Below are 20879 nucleotides of genomic sequence, written 5' to 3' on the forward strand. Positions count from 1 at the left end.
TTTTCGTAACGCAGACATTTATTGACACAACACGATATTAATTTAATTGCCTGCAGAATATTATTTTATTTCTACGATTAACGCGCAGATAACGGCGTTTATTTTTCTGAATCGGATGGGCGGGTTTATATTGCTTTACGTTCCGGGATGCCGGACAATGACATTTTTAACTGACGATTAACATTACGATGAAACACCCGTTAGAATCGCTGCTTACGGCAGGCGGCATTTTATTGCTGGCCCTGCTCTCCTGCCTGCTGTTACCCGCGCCGTCGCTGGGTCTGGTGCTGGCGCAGAAGCTGGTTCAGACCTTTCATATGGTCGATCTGAACCAGCTTTACACCATTCTGTTCTGCGTGTGGTTTTTACTGCTGGGTGCCATCGAATTCTTCGTCCTGCGTTTCGTCTGGCGCCGCTGGTTTTCACTGGCGTCGTAAGCCAATAAAAAAGCCGGGTGGCGGCTTCGCCTGACCCGGCTTGTTTTGGTTTGCGTTCAATGCGTCCGACTGTGGTTCTCCTTGCGGTACGCACCAGGCGGCTGGTTGAACGTGCGGGTGAAGATTCGGGTAAACGTCTGCTGCGAGTCAAACCCGTAACGCAGGCAGATGTCGTACACCCGGGCGTCGGATTCACGCAGATCGCGCGCCGCCAGCAGCAGCTTGCGTTCACGGATATAGCGCCCCAGGCTCTCCCCTTTGTACTGCATAAACAGCCGCTGCAGGTGCCACTTCGAGTAGCCCGCGTGGCGGGCAATCTCTTCTATACGTAATGGCTGGTGCAGATTGTCGTCGATCCATTCGACGATAGTGTCGATGACTTGAGCGGAAATGGTCATACTGCTGTCCCCCTCTGCTTCTCGCTTAAACATTATTCCCACCACGCGCGAAAGGTTTGCGCGGTGTCACTCACCCGCACGGGCTCACCCAGTTCCGGCGTCAGCAGCCGATAATTTTTGTCCTTGCTGGCGCGCGCCAGCTGGATCAGCGGATCGTTCCAGGCGTGTTTCGCCAGCACGAAGCGTCCGTTATGCCCGGGCACCACGGCTTTCGCGTTCAGATCCACCGAGGCCTGCGCCGTTTCCTCCGGGAGCATGTGGATGTACTTCCAGTCCTGGTCGTACTGGCCGTTTTCCATGATGGCGACATCCACGCCATCAAACTGCTCGCCGATGGCCTTAAAGTGCGGGCCGTAGCCGGAATCCCCGCTGTAATAAACCTTCTGCTCTGGCGTGACGAACATAAAGCTGCCCCACAGGGTTCTATCGCGCTTGATGCCGCGCCCGGAGAAGTGGCGCGCCGGCAGAACATGCACCGTCAGTTCATCGCTGATGCGCACCGACTGGTTCCAGTCGCGCTCGGCAATAATCTCTGGCTTCATCCCCCAGTAGCGAAGATGGGATCCCACGCCCAGCGGCGTCACCACGCGCTTCACCTTCGGCAGTAGCGCCCGGATGGTGGCGTAATCCAGATGATCGTAGTGATCGTGCGAGATAATCAGCAGGTCGATTTCCGGCATGCTTTCAGCGCGCCACGGATACTCCCCGGCAAAGGCTTTATTCAGAAACGAGAACGGCGCGGCATAGTTGCTGAGCACCGGGTCAATCAGGATGCGTTTGCCCGCGAGCTGCAGGTACCACGAGGAGTGGCCGAGCCACACCAGGGTGTCCTGCTCCAGCGGCAGGCTCGCAAGATCGGTTTTCACCAGCGGCAGCGGCTGGGCCGGTCGCGCGTTTTCGGTTTTTTTGGTCAGAAAATCCCACGTCGCGACCAGCATATTTTTGTCGCCGTTATAGCCCGGCGTCGGCAGCGTATTGTGGAATTTCCCGTCGCGATACTGGGGAGAGGCCTCCACTTCAGTGAGCTGCTCACCCTGCGGTGGCTGGCCGAATCCGGCATTCAGAACAAACGGTAAACTCGCAGCTGAAGCTATGATCATGATTAACACCACGCAGATGAAGAGAGGTTTTTTCATATCCAGACCCGAAAACGCGCCCCATCCGATAGTTTGCGCGGGGTAAACTTGATTATGAGTGAGTAAGCACTCATTATAGATATGATGATAAAGTCGTCAAGACGTTTTCGATCTTTGACATTCCGCGTTGCAGCGTGTCAAAGCACGTGTTTCAATCAGGGTTTTTATAATTGACAGGGGGAAAAATTTAGTGGCACGTCCGAAGAGTGAAGATAAAAAAACAGGCCTTACTGGAAGCCGCAACGGTGGCGTTTGCACAGTCAGGTATTGCCGCCTCAACGGCGTTAATTGCCCGCAAGGCGGGTGTCGCCGAAGGCACCCTGTTCCGCTACTTTGCTACCAAAGACGATCTGCTGAATGCCCTCTATCTGCACCTGAAGCAGGATCTCTGCCAGGCCATGCTGGCAAACCTCGATCGCACCATTACGCTGCCAAAAGAACATACCCGCAATATCTGGAACAGCTATGTGGACTGGGGTATTCGTAACCCCGTGGCCCATGCTGCTATCCGCCAGATTGGCGTCAGTGAAAAGCTGAGCGCCGAAACGGAACAGGCGGTGAAAGAGATGTTCCCGGAGCTGCATGAGCTCTGCCGCCGCTCGGTGCGTCAGGTGTTTATGTCTGATGAATTTAAAACGTTTGGCGATGCGCTTTTCTTATCGCTGGCCGAAAGCACGATGGAATTTGCCACCCGCGATCCGTCCCGCGCCGTTGAGTTTAAAGCGCTCGGCTTTGAGGTGATGTGGCGCGGGCTTGCCCAGGAAGAGAACGATGGACAGTAAAGCATTGCAGGAGCATGCAAAACGCGTGGCGCTGGAGCTGCCGTTCACCGAACACTGCTGGCCGTTCGGCCCCGAGTACGACGTGTTTAAGGTGGGTGGGAAAATTTTTATGCTGATGGCCACCGTACGCGGACGACCGCACGTCAGCCTCAAGTCAGACCCAGAAAAATCCTTGTTAAATCAGCAAATTTACCGCGGCGTTGAGCCGGGCTATCACCTCAATAAAAAACACTGGATTTCGCTTTACGGCACTGACGACATCACACCTGAACTGGTCGCCGACCTGATAGCGGATTCGTGGAATCTGGTGGTCGATAAGCTGCCGAAAAAAGACCAGAAGTGGATCCGGCCGGTCTGATTGTTCGTCTGAGACGAACAGATTAAGCGCTCGAATTGCACTTATCTTTTTCCGCGTCCCGCTGTAATCTGCTTTCCTTTCGCGCCCGCGAGCGGGCGAATTTCATTACCAGGAGTTGTTATGGATATCATTTCTGTCGCCCTGAAACGCCACTCTACCAAGGCGTTCGACCCAGCCAAAAAACTGACCGCAGAAGAAGCGGAGAAAATCAAAACCCTGCTGCAGTACAGCCCGTCCAGCACCAACTCCCAGCCGTGGCACTTCATTGTAGCCAGTACCGAGGAAGGAAAAGCGCGCGTGGCAAAATCCGCCGCGGGCACCTATGTATTCAACGAACGTAAAATGCTGGATGCTTCCCACGTGGTAGTGTTCTGCGCGAAAACCGCGCTGGATGACGCCTGGCTGGAGCGCGTCGTGGATCAGGAAGAGGCCGATGGCCGTTTCAACACGCCGGAAGCCAAAGCCGCAAACCACAAGGGCCGCACCTATTTCGCCGACATGCACCGCGTGGATCTGAAAGATGACGACCAGTGGATGGCGAAGCAGGTTTACCTGAACGTCGGTAATTTCCTGCTGGGCGTAGGCGCGATGGGTCTGGACGCGGTACCGATTGAAGGTTTCGACGCCGCCATTCTCGACGAAGAATTTGGCCTGAAAGAGAAAGGCTTCACCAGCCTGGTGGTGGTGCCGGTTGGGCATCACAGCGTTGAAGATTTCAACGCAACGCTGCCGAAGTCTCGCCTGCCGCTGAGCACGATTCTGACCGAGTGCTGATCTCCTCTGGCACGCTGGGCTTCGGCGTGCCTGCTTTCAATACAGCATACTCTCAGGATTCTGAACCCTTTTCGCTTTGAGTTTGAGCACGCGTCAGACCATCATGCTATTGCCATAACGCCGCCTCTCTTTGAAGCGTATCACTCAGCGTGGAACATCAATGTCCGCTACCTAAGTTAGTCTTTATGTATAGATTCACCCCGTTACAAGTCAAATAATTTGTAACACTACAGAAATACTTATATCAGAATTTTTTCATATAATTTTATAATCATAAAATGTTTCCTTCCAGTTCAGAACAATCAGTTATTAACTCACACCATCCTAATTTATAAGCCTCATAAATATATCCGCTTATTTTCCCTCGTGCTTACGCTAATTATTTCACTCTTACACATCATTAAGTAATACGCACTTTACATGAATTGTTACATGTCTATTTCTGGAAGCGAGATTCTGCATGTTTTTATGTGTGCCCATTTCGCATGAAAGGGAATGGGAAAAATTTTTCAAGGAATTACAAGGATAGATATATGAAAAAAAAAGATGCAGTGAGCACTCATTCTAATTCAAAGGTATTGCACGCCAAACTGGCACCAACCTGCTTTGCGACTATGTTTGCACTTGGCATGATCATGCCTGCTCAGGCAGCCATCGTGGCAGGTAATACCGATAAACCGCTTATCCATACGGATGCAAGCGGCGCAACCATCGTAGATATCAACAAGGCGAGCGCTGGTGGGGTTTCCCATAACGTTTATTCCGAATTTAACGTCGACAGCAAAGGCGTGATCCTTAACAACAGCGGCACAGTAACCAACACCCAATTAGCTGGTCAGATCGATGGCAACGCTAATATGGCCAGCGGCAGCGCTAAGGTGATCCTAAACGAAGTGCGCTCATCCGATCCGAGCCAGCTGAACGGCATGGTCGAAGTGGCAGGCCAATCCGCCCAGGTGATTATCGCCAACCCATCAGGCATCACCTGTGACGGTTGCGGATTTATCAATACCAACCACGCTACACTGACTACCGGTACTGCCACATACGATAACAAGGGTAATGTTAACGGTCTTGATGTAAGCAAAGGTCAGGTGACCATCACCGGTAAAGGGATGGATACCCGCTCTACACAGTACACCGACATTATTGCCCGTTCAGTGAAAGTCAATGCGAAACTTCAGGCTAACGAACTGAACATCATAACGGGTAACAACCGCATCGATAAAAATGGTCATGTGCAGAAGAAGTATGACAGCAGCAATACCCCTGACGTAGCGCTGGATGTCTCTGCTCTGGGCTCCATGTATGCGAATAAAATTTTTATGGAAGGCACAGATACCGGCGTTGGCGTACATATCGATCATGCTGACCTGACGGCATCCGACGCGTTGTCAATTAACGTTGATGGTGTGGTCGAAAACAACGGTGGACATATCAGCGGTAAAAATGCAGCTACCGTAATGGGTGGTGATGTCCTGAACCATAATGGTCAAATTACCTCAGAGGGTATGGTGTCCGTTGCCGCAGACCACACGCTGGACAACACTACCGGTGTCATTAAAGCTGCAAAGGTCAATCTATCCGGCAAAGATACCGTTAACAACCATGGCTCCATCCAGGGCAGCCAGAATACCTTTATTATCGCTGACTCGCTGGACAATAGCGACGGTGAAATTATCAGCAATGGTGATTTGACTATCAGCCGCGCCTCCTGGAATTACAACGCGCAGGGCGTGAATAATACCCATGGCCGCATTAATGCTAAGGGGGCCCTCAATATTGACGCTGCCAGCCTTAACAACTCCACTGGCCGCGTAGAAACCGATGGTGCGATGACAATCAATGTCGACACGCTGACGAACGATAATGGTCTTATCTCCGCAGGGGACGGCTGGAACATGATCAGCGCCTCCATGCTGAATAACGATAACGGCGTGATTCAGGCTGTGGGATCTGACAGCCAGATTCAGGTGAGCGGCAACAACATGCTCTCTAACCGCAATGGATTAATCCACAGCAACGGCTATGTTTCAATTAATGGTGCGCTGGATAATATGTCCGGAACCATCACTGCCGATAAAGACCTCTTTATGTACGGCACGTCCTACTATTCTGACCTTGCCAGTAAGATGGAAGCTGCCGGCAATATCGACATGACCGTGACCGGCACGTTCCAGAACGCCGGAACCGTTAAGGCGGGTCAGAATATGATGTTAAACATCGGTTCTACTGGCTGGTATAGCTATGGCGGTCCCGCGCAGAACAGCGGTTCCATCTCGGCTGAGGGTCGCCTGGCGCTGCAGATGAACAGCAGTCTGTTCGACAACAGCGGCGACATTACCGCTAATCAGATGGATCTTCAACTGGCAGACCTGTCTAACAGCGGTTCGATCGCCAGCAAGAATGATATCAATCTGAACACCACGAGCCTGGAAAACCGGGGTAAGGGCGTGATGAGCGCCGACCATAACATCAGCGTCACCACCTCTTATCTAATGACTGATGCAGGTAGCCAGATCAACGCTGGTTCTGATGCCACGCTGTTCGTGATGAACAACCTGGACAACAATGGTGATATCCGTGCGGCACATGACATTAATCTCAACGTAATGGGCAGCTACGGCTGGTCTCAAGGTACCGCGTATAACTTCGGAACGATGAAGGCGGGTAATAAACTGAACGCACAGATGGAGCGGGTAACACTCATCAACGGGGGAACGCTGTCCGCTGATAACGGTATTACTCTGATCAGTAACTACCTGACTAACAGTGGTAACATCACTAGCACAAGTGATATTACGTTGAATACAGCCAACGGCGTTAACAACGAAGCCAGCGGTAATATTACCGGCAATCGCGTGTACACCACAGGCTACGTCAATAATATGGGCGTTATTAACGAGACCGGTGCAGCAAATCAAGGTACAGATAATAACACTGCTGATGACATCAATACCAACCCAGGTTCGAATGCCACTGCGAATAATAGTGGAAATACCACAATTAAGCCAAATGGTACCCCTGAAGGTAATGGTGTTTGGGAAAACGGAGTTGTCTATCAACCTGGTGATAAGTATTACGGCCATGTTGTTCAGGACATTATTTATTATCCTGGCGGCTATTTCATCACTATCGCAGCGTAATTCCATTTAAATAATAAAGCCTCACACTTTCGTGAGGCTTTATTCCCAAACTATGTTTCTGTGATGGGTATTTCCGGAAATTTTAAATTATAATGAAAATTTATCAAGCGGCTCTCAGCTTCCTTTTTTTGTCCTTATGCTTAATGCAATCCTCTCTACTTCATGCCGAACCAGCAACAATACAGCAGCAGGACCAAGCCCGACACGAACAACTCGCCCCTCCGGGTAAGCTGCTGCTTACAGCTGAAAGTACATCTCATGGCGACGCTCTTGTTCTTCCGAAAGAGTCTGTTTGCTACGACATTCTCCATGTGAGGATCGACAATACGGAGTCGCTTCCAAACTGGCTCACCTTTCGCGATTTTATTCGTCAGGCTGAGAATAACTGTATCGGCGTGAAAGGAATTAAAGCCATATATACAGCCGTGCAGAATCGATTAATATCCCACGGATTTATTACTACCCGTGTATTAATACCGGAGCAAAATTTGCTTAAGGGAACGTTAACCCTGCGAATTCTGCCTGGACGTGTCAGTGATGTCATTATTCAGGATCAAAGTGGGCTCCCCGTTCATAGCTGGAATAACATCCCGCAAGGGGCGGGCGACCTCCTCGATTTACGCGGTCTGGAACAGGGGCTGGAAAACCTGCAGCGTATTCCCGGTTCGCAGGCGAGTATTCGTCTGGTGCCGGGGGAAAATCCCGGCGATAGCCGCGTAGAGATCAAGCGCGACCAGCGTAAAGTCTGGCGACTGGGCAGCTGGTTTGATGATTCTGGTAGTAAATATACCGGACGGTATCAGGGCGGACTGGTACTGTATTTGGATAACCCCACCTCGCTCAACGATATGTTTTATGTAGCGTATGGCGGCGGTTTCAAAAATGAAAACGGCAAGCGTAACGATAATACCTCGGCGTTTTACTCCGTTCCCTGGGGATACTGGGCGCTGGAACTTTATGCCAGCCAGTACAGAACGACGCAGACTATCCATAGCGGTGATTTTGATTACCGGTACAGTAGCGATCAAAAGTTAATGACCGCCGCGCTTAACCGCGTGGTTTACCGCAGCGCGAGCCAGAAAACCACGCTGGGCTTTAAAGGGATCAAGCGTGATACCCGCTACGATCTTAACGACATGGAAGTGGAGGTTCAGCACCGGGACACCAGCAGTTGGCTGCTTAGCCTGGAACACTTAGCCTATCTTCCATTTGGTCAACTTACGGCAAGCTTAGGTTATCAACATGCCGCACCGTGGTTTGGTGAAGAAGCCGATGCTGAAGAGGTAGTGGGCAATGCCGACGCGCAGGCGCGCATCATTACGCTGAGCGCAGACGGTAGTTTCCCTTTCAAACTGGGCAAGTTCGCCCTCAGCTATGAACCGCATTTCAAACAACAGACCACTCCGGACAGGCTTACCCAGCCCGATAAGTTCACCATCGGCAACCGCTGGACGGTACGCGGCTTTGACGGAGAGTCCTCATTGTATGCCGACAAAGGCTGGTATCTACGTAATGATATCAATCTGAATCTGCCGGTATGGGGAATGCAGCCGTATATTGGCGCAGACTACGGCGAAGTCAGCGGCTCAGAAAATGATTACTGGAGCGGGGCCCACATTCTCGGTGCGGCCGCAGGCGTGCGCGGGGTGAAAGGACACGTGGGATATGACCTTTTTGCAGGTGTGCCATTGGTAAAACCGGATGAGATGCATACCAGTCCCGTCACGCTTGGGTTTTCGGTACAATGGCAGTACTAAGAGCACAGTGAAATAGTCCCCCTCGGGCGATGAGTATTATGACCGACTTTTCTCTGCCAGCCACGCCATCGCCCGCTCCCCCGCTTCATCCACCGGGAGATACACCAGCAGCCGCGAGCCGTTTCGCGGCGCGGAATACCAGTACATCTGCTGCAGCGTAAAATCCCCCAGCTCGGGATGAGTAAACAGCTTGAGCTGGTTTTCCACGCCGCGCACGTCGTTGCGCTGGTGCCACAGGGTTTTAAACTCTTCGGATACCGCAAAGAAGCGCGCCAGTTTGGCCTCCCACAGCGGGTCGCCCCGGTGTTCGGCCATCGCCGCCCGGAAATAGGAGACAAAGATGGGCAGCACGTCGTCGCGCCTGCCGAGGCGCGCGCGCCACGCAGGATGCGTGAGGAACAAATAAATACAGTTGCGGTCTTCGGGAGGAATGTCATTGAAATCGACGCCCATCAGATGCCCGAAGCTGTCGTTCCAGGCCACGATATCGAAGTTCGGTTTCTGAATGCTGGCGGGTTTCGGCATCAGCGTATCCAGCAGGCGGCGCGTGCCTTCGCTGATGCCCTCGCAGCAGACCGCCTGCGGCGCTTCGCCCGGCGGTAACCCCGCTAACAGAAACAGGTGTCGGGCCTCGGTAGGGGTGCACTGCAGCGCTTTTGCCACAGCGGCCATCACCGCGCTGGACGGATTGACGTCCCTGCCCTGCTCCAGCCAGGTGTACCAGGTCACGCCCACGTCCGCGAGCATCGCCACCTCTTCCCGGCGCAGACCCGGCGTGCGGCGGCGACCGCTGCGCGGCAGGCCGAGACGCTGCGGATCGAGGCTTTCACGTCGTGCGCGCAAAAATGCCCCCAGCTGTTTTCGGGTGTCATCCTGAAGTGAGACGACGGGTTCAGACATCAAGGCCATAAATCCCCCTGCATGGTAGTGCCAGTACCAGTATAAGCAAGAACTGGTACCCGTTTATCAGATGGTTGATGCTACGACCATCTGTTGAATGACGCAATGGAGTTACCATGAACACGTCAGTTGTTTCACCGGGCCGCGCTGGCCTGATATTGCTGCTAACCGGCCAGATGCTGCCGATGATTGATACCTCAATCACCAACGTCGCGCTGGACGCCATCACCCATTCGCTGCACGCTACCGCTACCGAACTGGAGCTCATCGTCGCGCTTTATGGCGTGGCCTTCGCCGTCTGCCTCGCGCTCGGCAGCAAGCTGGGGGACAACTTTGGCCGCCGGCGTTTGTTCATGTGGGGCGTCGCGAGCTTTGGCCAGGCCTCGCTGCTCTGCGGGATGGCGGGGAACATTGAACAACTGCTGGCCGCGCGCATCGTTCAGGGGGCGGGAGCCGCACTGATCGTGCCGCAGATTCTTGCCACCCTGCACGTGACGCTGAAAGGTACGGCGCACGCTAAGGCCATCAGCCTGTTTGGCGGCATCGGCGGGATTGCGTTTATCGTCGGCCAGATGGGCGGCGGCTGGCTGGTGTCGGCGGATATCGCCGGGCTGGGCTGGCGTAACGCCTTCTTTATCAACGTGCCGATCTGTCTGGTGGTGCTGGCGCTAAGTCGCCATTTCGTACCCGAAACCCGTCGCGAGACGCCGTCACGCATCGACTGGACCGGAACCGTGCTGCTGGCGATCATTCTTTGCTGCCTGCTGTTCCCGATGGCGCTCGGCCCACAGTGGCACTGGTCGTGGCCGCTGAAGGTTATGCTTCTCGCCATTATTCCGCTGGGCTGGCTGACGGCGCTGAATGCGCGCAAAAAGGAGCGTGAGAATGCCCATCCGCTGATCCCGCCGCGCCTGCTGCAGCTTCGCAGCGTTCGCTTTGGCATTCTGATTGCGATGCTCTTTTTCAGCGTCTGGTCCGGGTTTATGTTCTGTATGGCGCTGACCATGCAAACCGGTCTGGGGATGGCACCGTGGCAGTCCGGAAACAGTTTTATCGCGCTGGGCGTAACTTACTTTATTTCGGCGTGGTTCGCGCCGAGGCTGATTGCTCGCTACAGCACCAGTACCATTCTGCTGACGGGTCTGGCGATCCAGATTGCCGGCCTGCTGGCGCTGATCGCCACGTTCCGCGTCTGGGGAATGGAGAATACCGCCCTGACGCTGGCGCCCGCGACCGGGCTGGTCGGCTACGGGCAGGCGCTGATTGTGAACAGCTTCTACCGCATCGGGATGCGCGATATTCAGCCTGACGACGCGGGGGCCGCGAGCGCCATTCTCAGCACGCTGCAGCAGGCCGCGCTGGGGCTTGGCCCGGCCATTTTCGGCGCGATTTTGCTCCACGCGCTGCAGAACCATCACGGGGATTACACCCAGGCGGTGAACGTCTTCCTGATGGTGGAAACGGCGATGATGGTGGTGCTCGCCCTGGCGACGCTGTGCATCCGCCACCGCCTGTGCCTGCCGGTGGTAAAGGTCTGCCAGGCCACCAAATAAGCCAGTGAATTTGCATAATAGATCCGCAGCCGCCATTATGGGGCTGCATCAATACAGGAGACGTTATGCAGGAATTAATTGCTCAGGTTGAAGAGTTAGGCATTGAAATTAATCACACCACCTCTTTAGTGATTATCTTTGGTATTATTTTTCTTACCGCCATCATCGTTCATTTTATTCTGCACAAAGTGGTGCTTCGCGCTTTCGAAAAACGCGCGCAGGCCAGCAGCCATTTGTGGCTGCAGATCATTACCCAGAATAAATTATTTCACCGTCTGGCCTTCACCCTTCAGGGGATAATCGTCAACGTCCAGGCGGTACTGTGGCTGCAAAAAGGCAGCGAAGCGGCGGAAATTCTCACAACTTGCGCAAAGCTGTGGGTCATGGTGTATGCCCTGCTCTCCTTCTTCTCGCTGCTGGACGTGATTTTTAATCTGTCGCAGAAAATGGCCACCGCATCACAGCTGCCGCTGAAGGGGATCTTCCAGGGCATCAAGCTGGTGAGCGCCATCCTGGTGGGAATACTGATTATCTCTCTGCTGATCGGCCAGTCCCCGGCGATTCTGATCAGCGGTCTGGGCGCCATGGCCGCCGTTCTGATGCTGGTGTTTAAAGACCCGATACTCGGTCTTGTGGCAGGGATTCAGCTTTCCGCCAACGATATGCTCAAGCTCGGCGACTGGCTGGAGATGCCGAAATACGGTGCCAACGGCACGGTGACGGACATCGGTCTGACCACCGTTAAAGTACGCAATTTCGATAATACGATTACAACCATTCCGACGTGGGCCCTGGTCTCCGACGCCTTTATCAACTGGAGCGGCATGTCGGCCTCCGGCGGGCGACGCATTAAGCGCAGCCTGAATATTGATACCACCAGCATTCATTTTCTCGACGAGCAGGAACAGCAGAAACTCATTCAGGCGAAGCTGCTGAAGCCCTATCTGGCCGCGCGACATGAGGAAATTAGTCTGTGGAATCAGAAGAACGGTGAAGGGGAGTCGGTATTAAACCTGCGTAAGATGACCAATATTGGTACCTTCCGCGCCTACCTGAATGAATATCTGCGCAACCATCCGCGTATTCGCAAAGATATGACGCTGATGGTGCGCCAGCTAGCGCCTGATGCGAATGGTTTGCCGATTGAAATATACGCCTTCACCAACACGGTGGTCTGGGCAGAATATGAGGAGATTCAGGCCGACATCTTCGACCATATTTTCGCGGTGGTGGATGAATTTGGGCTGCGTATTCACCAGTCCCCGACCGGGAACGATATTCGCTCGTTGACCCTACAGCATCGGTAAGGTGGGTTGCCGGGCGTGAAGGCAGGTGCAGTCTGGTGCCCTCACCCCGGTCCTCTCCCACAGGGAGAGGGAGAAAACCGCGCTACTTTTTGCGGGAAAGCTTAAACGCCACAAAGAGGAAGATAACCCACACCGGCAGCAGCATCGCCGAAAGGCGCATCTCATCCATGGTGCACATCAGCACCAGAATCAGCCCCAGGAAAGCGATACAGATATAGTTCCCCGCCGGATAGAGCAGCGCTTTGAACTGCGTATCGCGTCCCTTGCGGCGCATCGCGGCGCGAAAGCGCAGGTGCGCCAGGCAAATCATGATCCAGTTCAGCAGCAGCGTAGCGACAACCAGCGCCATCAGCAGGCCAAAGGCCTCTTTCGGCAGCAGATAGTTAATCAGCACCACCAGCGAGGTGATAGCACCAGAAAGGAACAAGGAATTCACCGGTACGCCGCGACGGCTGACGCGGGTGAGGAACTTCGGCGCGTTGCCCTGCACGGAGAGGCCGAACAGCATGCGGCTGTTGGAGTAAACGCCGCTGTTATAGACCGACAGAGACGCCACCAGAATGACGAAGTTCAGCGCCGAGGCCACCACGTTGCTGTTCAGATCGTGGAAAATCATCACGAACGGGCTGCTGTCGGACTTCACTTCCACCCACGGATAGAGCGCCAGCAGCACCACCAGCGAGCCGATGTAGAACAGCAGAATACGGTATACCACCTGGTTGACCGCTTTTGGAATGCTTTTATGCGGGTCGCGCGCTTCCGCGGCGGTAATGCCAATCAGCTCTAATCCTCCGAAGGAGAACATGATCACCGCCAGGGAGAGAATCAGCCCTTTCCAGCCGGTGGCGAGGAAGCCGCCGTGCTGCCACAGGTTGTCGATCGTGGCGCGCTCGCCGCCGTGGCCGGAGAACAGCAGCCACAGGCCAAAGCCGATCATCCCGATAATCGCCAGCACCTTGATCAGCGCAAACCAGAACTCGGTTTCGCCATACAGGCGCACGTTGACGAGGTTAACGGCGTTAATAATGATGAAGAAGGCCGCCGCCCAGATCCACGTCGGGACGTCCGGCAGCCAGTACTGCATGTAAATGCCTGCGGCGGTCAGCTCTGCCATCCCCACCAGCACGAACATCACCCAGTAGTTCCAGCCGGAGAGGAATCCTGCAAACGGGCCCCAGTATTTATAAGCAAAGTGCGCGAAGGAGCCTGAAACCGGCTCTTCAACAACCATCTCGCCAAGCTGGCGCATGATCAGGAAGGCGATAACCCCGGCGATACCGTAACCCAGCAGCACCGCCGGGCCAGCCATCTGAATAGCGGGGCCGATGCCGAGAAACAGCCCGGTACCGATCGCGCCGCCAAGGGCAATTAACTGAATATGTCGATTTTGCAAACCACGTTGCAGCGTCGGATTCTGATCCGACGAGGCTTCAGCGCTACCATGGCCTGAAGCGGATGACGCGTCTTTCACGTCCTACCCCTGTCTCTTTTTTAGAAGGGGCACGTTTTAACACTTCATGCTGGAGGTAGCAAGGGATTGGGGCATCCCTGCCCCGGATAACGAGATGGAACGCTTAAAACGCGTAGCCAACCGAGACCTTAAAGGTGCGCGGTTCGCCCTGCGTAATATAGGTACCGGAATCGTCCACGCTGGCCCAGTAGTTTTCATTGGTGACGTTGTCGATGCCCGCGCGAACCGTCATCTGGTTTTCATTGCGGTTCACCGCGAAGCGATAGCGCACTCCCAGATCCAGCGTGGTGTAGCTGTCCAGCTTTTTGGTGTTTGCCAGGTCAGCGTACTGCGCGCCGGAATGGTTCACGCGGGCGGTGGCGGTCAGGCCGTCAACCGGCTTGATATCGTACTCTGCACCCAGCACGGCGTAAAAGTTCGGAATCCCGATCGCATCGTTACCCTGATTCACGCCATTTTTGGTTTTGGTCAGCTCGGCCTGCAGCCAGGTGGCGCTGGCGTTCAGGCGCATCCCCAGCGCGGGCTCGCCGAAGACGTTCAGCTCCACGCCACGGTTTCGCTGCTCGGCATCCAGGCCGTAATGGCCGCTGTCGTCGAGGATCGCCGACGGCATTTTGATCTCAAACAGCGCAAGCGATCCGCCCACGCGGCCGAAGTCCGCCTTCACGCCCACTTCGTTCTGCTTAGAGTGAATGATACCGGTGCTCTGGCCGTAGTTGGTGGCGGTGTTAGGTGCAGTTTTGCCCGGCTGCAGCGCTTCGGTGTGGTTTGCATAGAGGGAAATCTCCTCCCACGGCTTGTAGACCACGCCGTAGGTGGGCATCCAGCGGCTGCCGTCGAAGCCGTCCGCCGCGTTTTCCGCACCGGTAACTTTGTTATATCCGCGAACGACCACTTTCTGATGGCGGGCGCCTGCGGTGAACAGCAGCTTGTCGTCCAGCACGCCCAGCGTATCGCTAAGCAGCCAGCCCTGGGTACGCGTGCGTCCGCTGGTCAGCGGATCGCTGTACTTCCCGCCAGAGCCGTTCAGGTTGGTGCTGTCCGGCATATCGACGCCGGTGTTGTGGTAGATGTTGGTGGTCGGATTATCCTTCGCCGCCGACATTTTCCACGCGATTTTTTCGTTTTTGGTCATCGCCGAATAGCCAACGTTGACCTTGTGCGAGACGAAGCCCGTAGTGAAGTTACCGCGAACGCCCGCCATGCCGCTGACGGAATCGCTGATGCGGTTGGTATCAAGACGGCTGACCGTTGCCTTGCCGCTTTTATCCACCAGCTTCGGCGCGCTGTAGATGCCTTCCTCGTGCGCGTGCTGCGCGCCAAGACCGGTATAGGCCGTCCAGCCGTCGGTGATGTCGTACTCGCTGCGCCACATCCCAAATTCGTTTTCGATATTGCTGTAGGCCCACTTCTGCGAGAAGTTACGATCGTTTTTCGGCGGCTCGGGAACGAAATCCACCGCGGAAATATTGACGCTGGTCGGGCTGCCGTGGAAGGTTTTCTTCTGATAGCCCAGATCCAGCGAGGTGCGGAAGCGGTCGCCAGCGTAATCCAGGCCCGTAGAGAGCAGCGTGGTGCGGCGGCGGTCATTCGGTATGCCGGTTTCCCCTTCGCGATGAACCAGGTTCACCCGCGCGCCGAACTGGTCGCTGTCGCCGTAGCGACGGCCCGCATCAAGCGTAGTTCCAATCTGGGAATCCGAGGTGTAGTCCATGCCGACTTTGGCCTGCGGGAGTTCGCCCGCGTGTTTTGGCTCAAGGTTGATCATCCCGCCCACGCCGGAGCTTGCCGCGCCGTTCATCAGCGAGTTGGCCCCTTTGAAGATCTCGATGCGGTCAACCATCTGGGTATCCACCACCTGGCGCGGCAGCACGCCGGACAGACCGCCAAATGTCATGTCGTCGCCGTCGAACTTCAGGCCGCGGATGCGGTAGGTCTCCGCGCTGTTGCCGTATCCCTGAACGAACTGCACGCCCGCGTCGTTCGCGACGACATCCGCAATGGTTTTCGCCTGCTGATCTTCCACCAGCTTCGAGGTGTAGCTGATGATGTTGAACGGCACGTCCATGGCGTTCTGCTGGCCCAGCATCCCCATGCGCCCGCCGTTCGCCACCTGTCCGTCAAGGAAGGCCGGTACCAGCTGGTCGCCGCCGGGTTTGAAATCGCTGGCTGGTGCAGCCTGGACAACGAGGGTGTCCTCTTTTTGATCGTCCGCCGCAATGGCGGAATGTGTCGCCGCGCCAACGGCGAGCGCCAGCAGCGTTTTGTGCATGATGGTGTTGTTCATCGTTAACTCATTTTAAAGTGCGCGCAAAAATGACCCGTTGTCGGGCCTTAGAATATGTTGAATGCAATGCAAATGAGAACTATACGCATTATCCATGCATTAGCAAGTGTAACCGCGTTCATGAGGAGAATTGGCGAGATAAGAGGGGGAACGGCCACCCCGCTTCGGGGGTGGCTGCAATGACGTTATTTTTTCTTGTAGATATTGGCCGTGCCGTGAATTTTATTGTTGGTGTTCCCTGACGTGAGCACCAGAACATCCGCGCCTTTCTTATCGGCTTTCTCAATCAGTTCTTTTTTCGCATCATCCACCGAAACTTCATTCGAGGTGTTTACCGTACCGATTTTTTTATATTGAGATGCAACTTTTTTGAACTCGCTTTTAGTAAGTAGCTGTGCAGCAAAAGCATTGGTCGTAAACAGTAACGCCGTTCCCAACAAAATAGCAGTCGTCTTTTTCATAACCTTTTTCCTTGAGATTAATCAGCAATTACGAAAAACCTCACGCAGTGTGGTGAGGTTTTATGAGCATGGTAGAGAATCTCAGGAATTGCCATACGTTCGGGAAAAATCTTTTATAACAACCCGTTGCATGAAATTACTAACGAATATTAAGAATATTCGAATACCCGCGCGGTGCCAGCAATATCAACGCGTACCGCCGTGCCCGGGTTCCATCCTGGCTGGCTTACGGTCTTCAGAATCACCGGCTGCTGCTGTCCGGCCAATCCCAGGGTGAGCGTCGACAGCTGGCCGGTGAAGTCCACGTCGAGAATCGAGATCGGACTTTCATGCGCTGCACATGCCGTCACGCGTAATTGTTCAGGGCGCATCATTACCCTGCCCTTTCCTGTCGCATGCGCGTTGTCCGTCGGCACTTCACCCAGCGCGCACACGGCATACCCGGCAGCGAGCTGAGCAGGCAGGATCACGGCATCGCCAAGAAACAGCGCCGTCTCTTCGTCAACGGGACGGGTGTAAACGTCATAAGGCGTACCGACCTGCGTGAAGCGCCCGGAGCGCATGACGGCAACCTGCGTGGCAAAGGACAACGCTTCGTTCTGATCGTGGGTGACCAGAATCGAGGCCACGCCCGCTTCGGCCAGCAGATCGGCCGTTGCCTTACGCGTCGTGGCGCGCAGGCCGGTATCCAGAGCCGAGAACGGTTCATCCAGCAGCATCAGTGAAGGCCGCTGGGCCAGCGCACGGGCAAGGGACACGCGCTGCTGCTGTCCGCCGGAAATCTCGTGGGGCCAGTGCGTTGCGAGCTGCCTGTCCAGAGAAACCATCTCCATCAGCGCCTCAACGCGCTGGCGTTTCTCGTGCCGGGTGCCGTCCAGCCCCCAGGCGATGTTGTCTGCCACATTGAGGTGCGGGAACAGCGCACCCTCCTGAGGCACAAAACCAATCCGGCGCAGGTGGGCGGGAACAAAACTGTTTTCATCGAACAGCGTTCTCCCCTGCATGACAATGCGCCCGGTGTCAGGCGTTTCGAACCCGGCAAGAATACGCAGCAGCGTGGTTTTCCCCGACCCGGACGGCCCGACAATCGCCGTCCTGCTCCCCGGCGCCACGCTCAGGTTTAAGCTGTCGAGCACCTGCACATCAGAAAACGATTTAGAAATGGCGGTTAATTCAAGCATGTCATAGCCCTGCAATTTTTTTCGACTGCATATAGAGAATGGCGGTCAGCGGGAGTGAAATTAGGATCATCAGCATCGCGTAAGGCGCGGCGGCAACATAGTCAATTTCACTGGTCAGCGCCCAGAATCCAGTGGAGAGCGTGCGCGTGCCCAGCGGAGAGAGCAGCAGCGTGGCGGTCAACTCGTTGCTGACGCCGAGGAAAACCAGCGCGGCACCCGCCGCCGCGCCCGGCGCGGCCAGCCGCATCGTCACGCTCCAGAGCGCCTTCGCGGGCGTGCTGCCCAGGCTGCGCGCCACGTTTTCCAGCTCAACCGGCGCCTGCGCAATCCCCGCCCGCAGGTTGATGAGCGCGCGGGGCATAAACATCAGCAGGTAGGCAAGGAACAGGGTAATTTCCGTCTGGTAAATGGGACGGGCGTAATGAATGGTGACGGTGACCAGCGCCAGCGCCGTGACGATGCCCGGCAGCGAGCTGGTGATATAGATGCACCCTTCAAGCATCCGGAAGATGCGATGCGGATAGCGGATACCCAGCCACGCGATGGGGATCACGCACGCGGTCGTCAGAAGCGCACCGCCCACGCCGAGCATCAGCGTCTGGCGCAGGGAGTGCCAGAGATCGGCACTCATCCAGTTTTGCACGCCGCCGAGCCAAATCCAGCGACACAGGACAACTAGCGGCACGCCCAGCGCCAGAACGATCAGCACGATGAAAAACAGCTGGCCCAGCGCGGCAGCCGGAGGCTTCAGCGGCCAGCGTTTCTGCTCGCGCGCGGCCCCGGCGCCAATGCGCGCGTAGCGTGCTTTTCCGCGCGTCACGCCCTCCAGCATTAATATAGCCAGACAGCACAAGGCCAGCACGCCCGCCAGCATGTTCGCCGCCGGGCCGCTGAAGGTAGACTGGAACTGGTCATAAATTGCCGTGGTGAAGGTATCAAAGCGGATCATCACGTACAGGCCATATTCCGCCAGCAGGTGCAGCGCCACCAGCAGCGCGCCTCCGCAGATAGCCAGCTTGAGCTGGGGCAGCACCACGCGGAAAAAGACCCGCCACGGCGGCGTACCCAGCGAAGCGGCGACATCTTCAAGCGTCGGGTCAAGGCGACGCAGCACCGCCGCAACCGGCATATAGATAAACGGATAGTAGGCAAGTACGGAGAGGAAAATGCCCGCGGAGAGCCCGTGCATGGACGGGACAGCGCTCACCCAGGCATAGCTTTGCACAAACGCGGGGATCGCCAGCGGGGCGACCGCCAGTGCGGACCAGATCCCTCGCCCGGCAAGCTGCGTGCGCTCCGTGAGCCAGGCGATTGCCACGCCCGTCACGATACACAGCGGAACCGCTAAAGCCGTCAGCCACAGCGTGTTGCTGAGCAGCTCAGCAACACGCGGGCGAAACACCAGCGCCTTAATGGTTTCCCAGCCGGTCTCAATGCCAATGGCAATGATAAAACCCAGAGGCAGAAGCGCCATTAATGAAAACAACACAGCTAACGCCACCATCGGCAGTGCAGGACGCCTGCGGGCAGGCTCCTGCACTCTGTTTTTTCCGATGTCGAGACTCATACCAGACATAAGACGTTCACTTTACTCTCAGGATCACAGCAGGCCGGCTTGCGTCATCAGCTCGATAACTTTTTTACTGTTAAGCGTCGAAGGTTCAACTTTCGGTGCATCAAGATCTTTCAGCGGGACCAGTTTCGGGTTTGAGGCCGCGTTCACGCCCACCGCATACTCAAAGGCGTTGTTGGTACGCAGGCTTTCCTGACCTTCTTTACCGGTAATGTATTTGATGAAGGCCTGCGCCTGCGCTTTATGCTTGCTGGATGCCAGCACGCCGCCGCCGGAGAGGCTCACAAACGCGCCCGGATCCTGGTGTTTGAAGTAGTAGAGCTGGGTGTTTTTGCTGTTTTCACCGGTTTTGGACTGATCGACAAAACGGTAGTAGTGATAAATCACGCCGCCATCAATCTGACCGGCATTGACCGCTTTCATCACGGTGCTGTTGCCTTTATAGGCAACGGAATTGGCTTTCATCGCCTTGAGCCATTCCAGTGTGGCCTTCTCGCCTTTCAGCGCCAGCATCGCGCTCACGATGGCCTGGAAATCCGCGCCTGACGGTGATGCCGCCCAGCGGCCTTTCCACTCGGGCTTTGCCAGATCCATCAGCGATTCAGGCAGCTGCTGTTCGTTCAGTTTTTCCGGGTTATACACAAACACCGTGCTGCGGGCCGCGATGCCAATCCAGCGGCCGTGCGCCGGACGATATTCTGCCGGTACCTGCTTCAGGGTGTCTGCATCCAGCGGCGCAAACAGGTTGGCATTATCCACCAGCACCATTGAAGGCGAGTTCTCCGTCAGGAACACGTCTGCCGGTGACGCGCTGCCTTCCTGAACCAGCTGGTTACCCAGCTCGCTGTCATCGCCATTACGCAGAGTGACTTTAATGCCGGTTTCTTTAGTAAAACCGTCCACCCACGACTTCACCAGGTTTTCGTGCTGCGCGTTATAAACAACGATACCTTCGTTGTTATCGGCGGCAACCGCTTGTGTGGAAAGGAAAAGGGATGAAGACAACAAGACAAGCGAGAAGCAGGACAGCAGGCGAGAATTCATGAACACATCCTTAATAGACCAACGGGATTAACGACTCATAGCTTTGTGGGACAGGATTAAAGCATACAACAACGCTAATGATAATTAGTATCAATCCAGTTTAGGCGTAAAAGTGTAAAATTTCTTTTTAGAAGATTTTAGAATGATAAAAATCCAAATTTTAATGAGAGATAATTTTTAGATTAAGAAAACCTTAAGCCTGCCTGTAATGAAATTCATTAGCCTTCTATTCATTATGACGCGAAGGTAAATCAGTTATTCATGCGCCCGTTATATATAAAAAGCCCCAGTATTTCGGGGCTTTTTATGCTTAT

The 20879-nt window shown here is 55.1% G+C and carries 16 protein-coding genes and 1 pseudogene; 8 read left to right on the forward strand and 9 right to left on the reverse strand.

The window, feature by feature from the left end:
- Positions 1-188 precede the first annotated feature (188 nt).
- The gene (locus ACOTZC_RS18125; RefSeq protein ID WP_013097677.1) at positions 189-437 is read left to right on the forward strand and encodes a DUF1158 domain-containing protein; all 249 of its coding nucleotides are present in this window, start codon (positions 189-191) and stop codon (positions 435-437) included.
- Between the two features lie 56 nt (positions 438-493).
- Here ACOTZC_RS18125 and ACOTZC_RS18130 read toward each other — a convergent pair whose 3' ends face one another.
- Positions 494-835, reverse strand: a complete 342-nt coding sequence (locus ACOTZC_RS18130; protein ID WP_047650664.1) for a RamA family antibiotic efflux transcriptional regulator — start codon at positions 833-835, stop codon at positions 494-496.
- 32 nt (positions 836-867) lie between these two features.
- On the reverse strand, positions 868-1971 hold the full coding sequence (locus tag ACOTZC_RS18135) for an MBL fold metallo-hydrolase (RefSeq protein ID WP_322407849.1): 1104 nt from the start codon (positions 1969-1971) through the stop codon (positions 868-870).
- 190 nt (positions 1972-2161) lie between these two features.
- On the opposite strand from ACOTZC_RS18135, the pseudogene ACOTZC_RS18140 reads away from it, so the two are divergent.
- The 5 genes and pseudogenes from ACOTZC_RS18140 (at position 2162) to ACOTZC_RS18160 (ending at position 8788) form a co-directional block, all read left to right on the forward strand.
- Positions 2162-2753: pseudogene (locus ACOTZC_RS18140) on the forward strand (TetR/AcrR family transcriptional regulator).
- On the forward strand, positions 2743-3111 hold the full coding sequence (locus tag ACOTZC_RS18145) for an MmcQ/YjbR family DNA-binding protein (protein ID WP_023310662.1): 369 nt from the start codon (positions 2743-2745) through the stop codon (positions 3109-3111). The pseudogene ACOTZC_RS18140 and the gene ACOTZC_RS18145 overlap by 11 nt, the downstream one beginning before the upstream one ends.
- A gap of 120 nt (positions 3112-3231) precedes the next feature.
- Positions 3232-3885 (forward strand): oxygen-insensitive NAD(P)H nitroreductase, encoded by a 654-nt coding sequence (gene nfsB, locus ACOTZC_RS18150; protein ID WP_045620355.1) that lies wholly within the window; start codon positions 3232-3234, stop codon positions 3883-3885.
- Between the two features lie 533 nt (positions 3886-4418).
- Positions 4419-7031 carry a filamentous hemagglutinin N-terminal domain-containing protein gene (locus tag ACOTZC_RS18155; protein WP_248168821.1) on the forward strand — a complete coding sequence of 871 codons (2613 nt, stop codon included), beginning with the start codon at positions 4419-4421 and terminating at the stop codon, positions 7029-7031.
- 143 nt (positions 7032-7174) lie between these two features.
- Entirely contained in the window at positions 7175-8788 is a 1614-nt protein-coding gene (locus ACOTZC_RS18160) for a ShlB/FhaC/HecB family hemolysin secretion/activation protein (RefSeq protein ID WP_274621480.1), read from the forward strand.
- Between the two features lie 36 nt (positions 8789-8824).
- Here ACOTZC_RS18160 and ACOTZC_RS18165 read toward each other — a convergent pair whose 3' ends face one another.
- Positions 8825-9697, reverse strand: coding sequence for a helix-turn-helix transcriptional regulator (locus ACOTZC_RS18165; protein ID WP_045400818.1), 873 nt, complete (start codon positions 9695-9697; stop codon positions 8825-8827).
- A 107-nt stretch (positions 9698-9804) separates the two neighbouring features.
- Between ACOTZC_RS18165 and ACOTZC_RS18170 the strand changes: the two genes are divergently transcribed.
- Both ACOTZC_RS18170 and ACOTZC_RS18175 read left to right on the forward strand, forming a co-directional pair.
- Positions 9805-11241: an MFS transporter gene (locus tag ACOTZC_RS18170; RefSeq protein WP_421635912.1), complete on the forward strand. Its 1437-nt coding sequence runs from the start codon at positions 9805-9807 to the stop codon at positions 11239-11241.
- 65 nt (positions 11242-11306) lie between these two features.
- Positions 11307-12548, forward strand: coding sequence for a mechanosensitive ion channel family protein (locus ACOTZC_RS18175; RefSeq protein WP_033144837.1), 1242 nt, complete (start codon positions 11307-11309; stop codon positions 12546-12548).
- Between the two features lie 82 nt (positions 12549-12630).
- Here ACOTZC_RS18175 and pheP read toward each other — a convergent pair whose 3' ends face one another.
- From pheP to ACOTZC_RS18205, 6 genes are all read right to left on the reverse strand, one after another.
- Positions 12631-14019: a phenylalanine transporter gene (pheP, locus tag ACOTZC_RS18180; RefSeq protein ID WP_322407846.1), complete on the reverse strand. Its 1389-nt coding sequence runs from the start codon at positions 14017-14019 to the stop codon at positions 12631-12633.
- A gap of 103 nt (positions 14020-14122) precedes the next feature.
- The gene (locus ACOTZC_RS18185; RefSeq protein WP_322407845.1) at positions 14123-16306 is read right to left on the reverse strand and encodes a TonB-dependent siderophore receptor; all 2184 of its coding nucleotides are present in this window, start codon (positions 16304-16306) and stop codon (positions 14123-14125) included.
- Positions 16307-16491: 185 nt separating this feature from the next.
- Positions 16492-16767: a DUF1471 family periplasmic protein YahO gene (yahO, locus tag ACOTZC_RS18190; RefSeq protein WP_023310654.1), complete on the reverse strand. Its 276-nt coding sequence runs from the start codon at positions 16765-16767 to the stop codon at positions 16492-16494.
- A 149-nt stretch (positions 16768-16916) separates the two neighbouring features.
- Positions 16917-17948 carry an ABC transporter ATP-binding protein gene (locus ACOTZC_RS18195; RefSeq protein WP_126302934.1) on the reverse strand — a complete coding sequence of 344 codons (1032 nt, stop codon included), beginning with the start codon at positions 17946-17948 and terminating at the stop codon, positions 16917-16919.
- Position 17949: 1 nt separating this feature from the next.
- Positions 17950-19524, reverse strand: coding sequence for an ABC transporter permease (locus tag ACOTZC_RS18200; RefSeq protein ID WP_163353530.1), 1575 nt, complete (start codon positions 19522-19524; stop codon positions 17950-17952).
- Positions 19525-19548: 24 nt separating this feature from the next.
- Entirely contained in the window at positions 19549-20565 is a 1017-nt protein-coding gene (locus tag ACOTZC_RS18205; protein ID WP_126302935.1) for an iron ABC transporter substrate-binding protein, read from the reverse strand.
- Positions 20566-20879 lie beyond the last annotated feature (314 nt).

It is taken from the genome of Enterobacter cloacae complex sp. SHL009 (assembly GCF_049237205.1).
Lineage (GTDB): Bacteria > Pseudomonadota > Gammaproteobacteria > Enterobacterales > Enterobacteriaceae > Enterobacter > Enterobacter cloacae_M.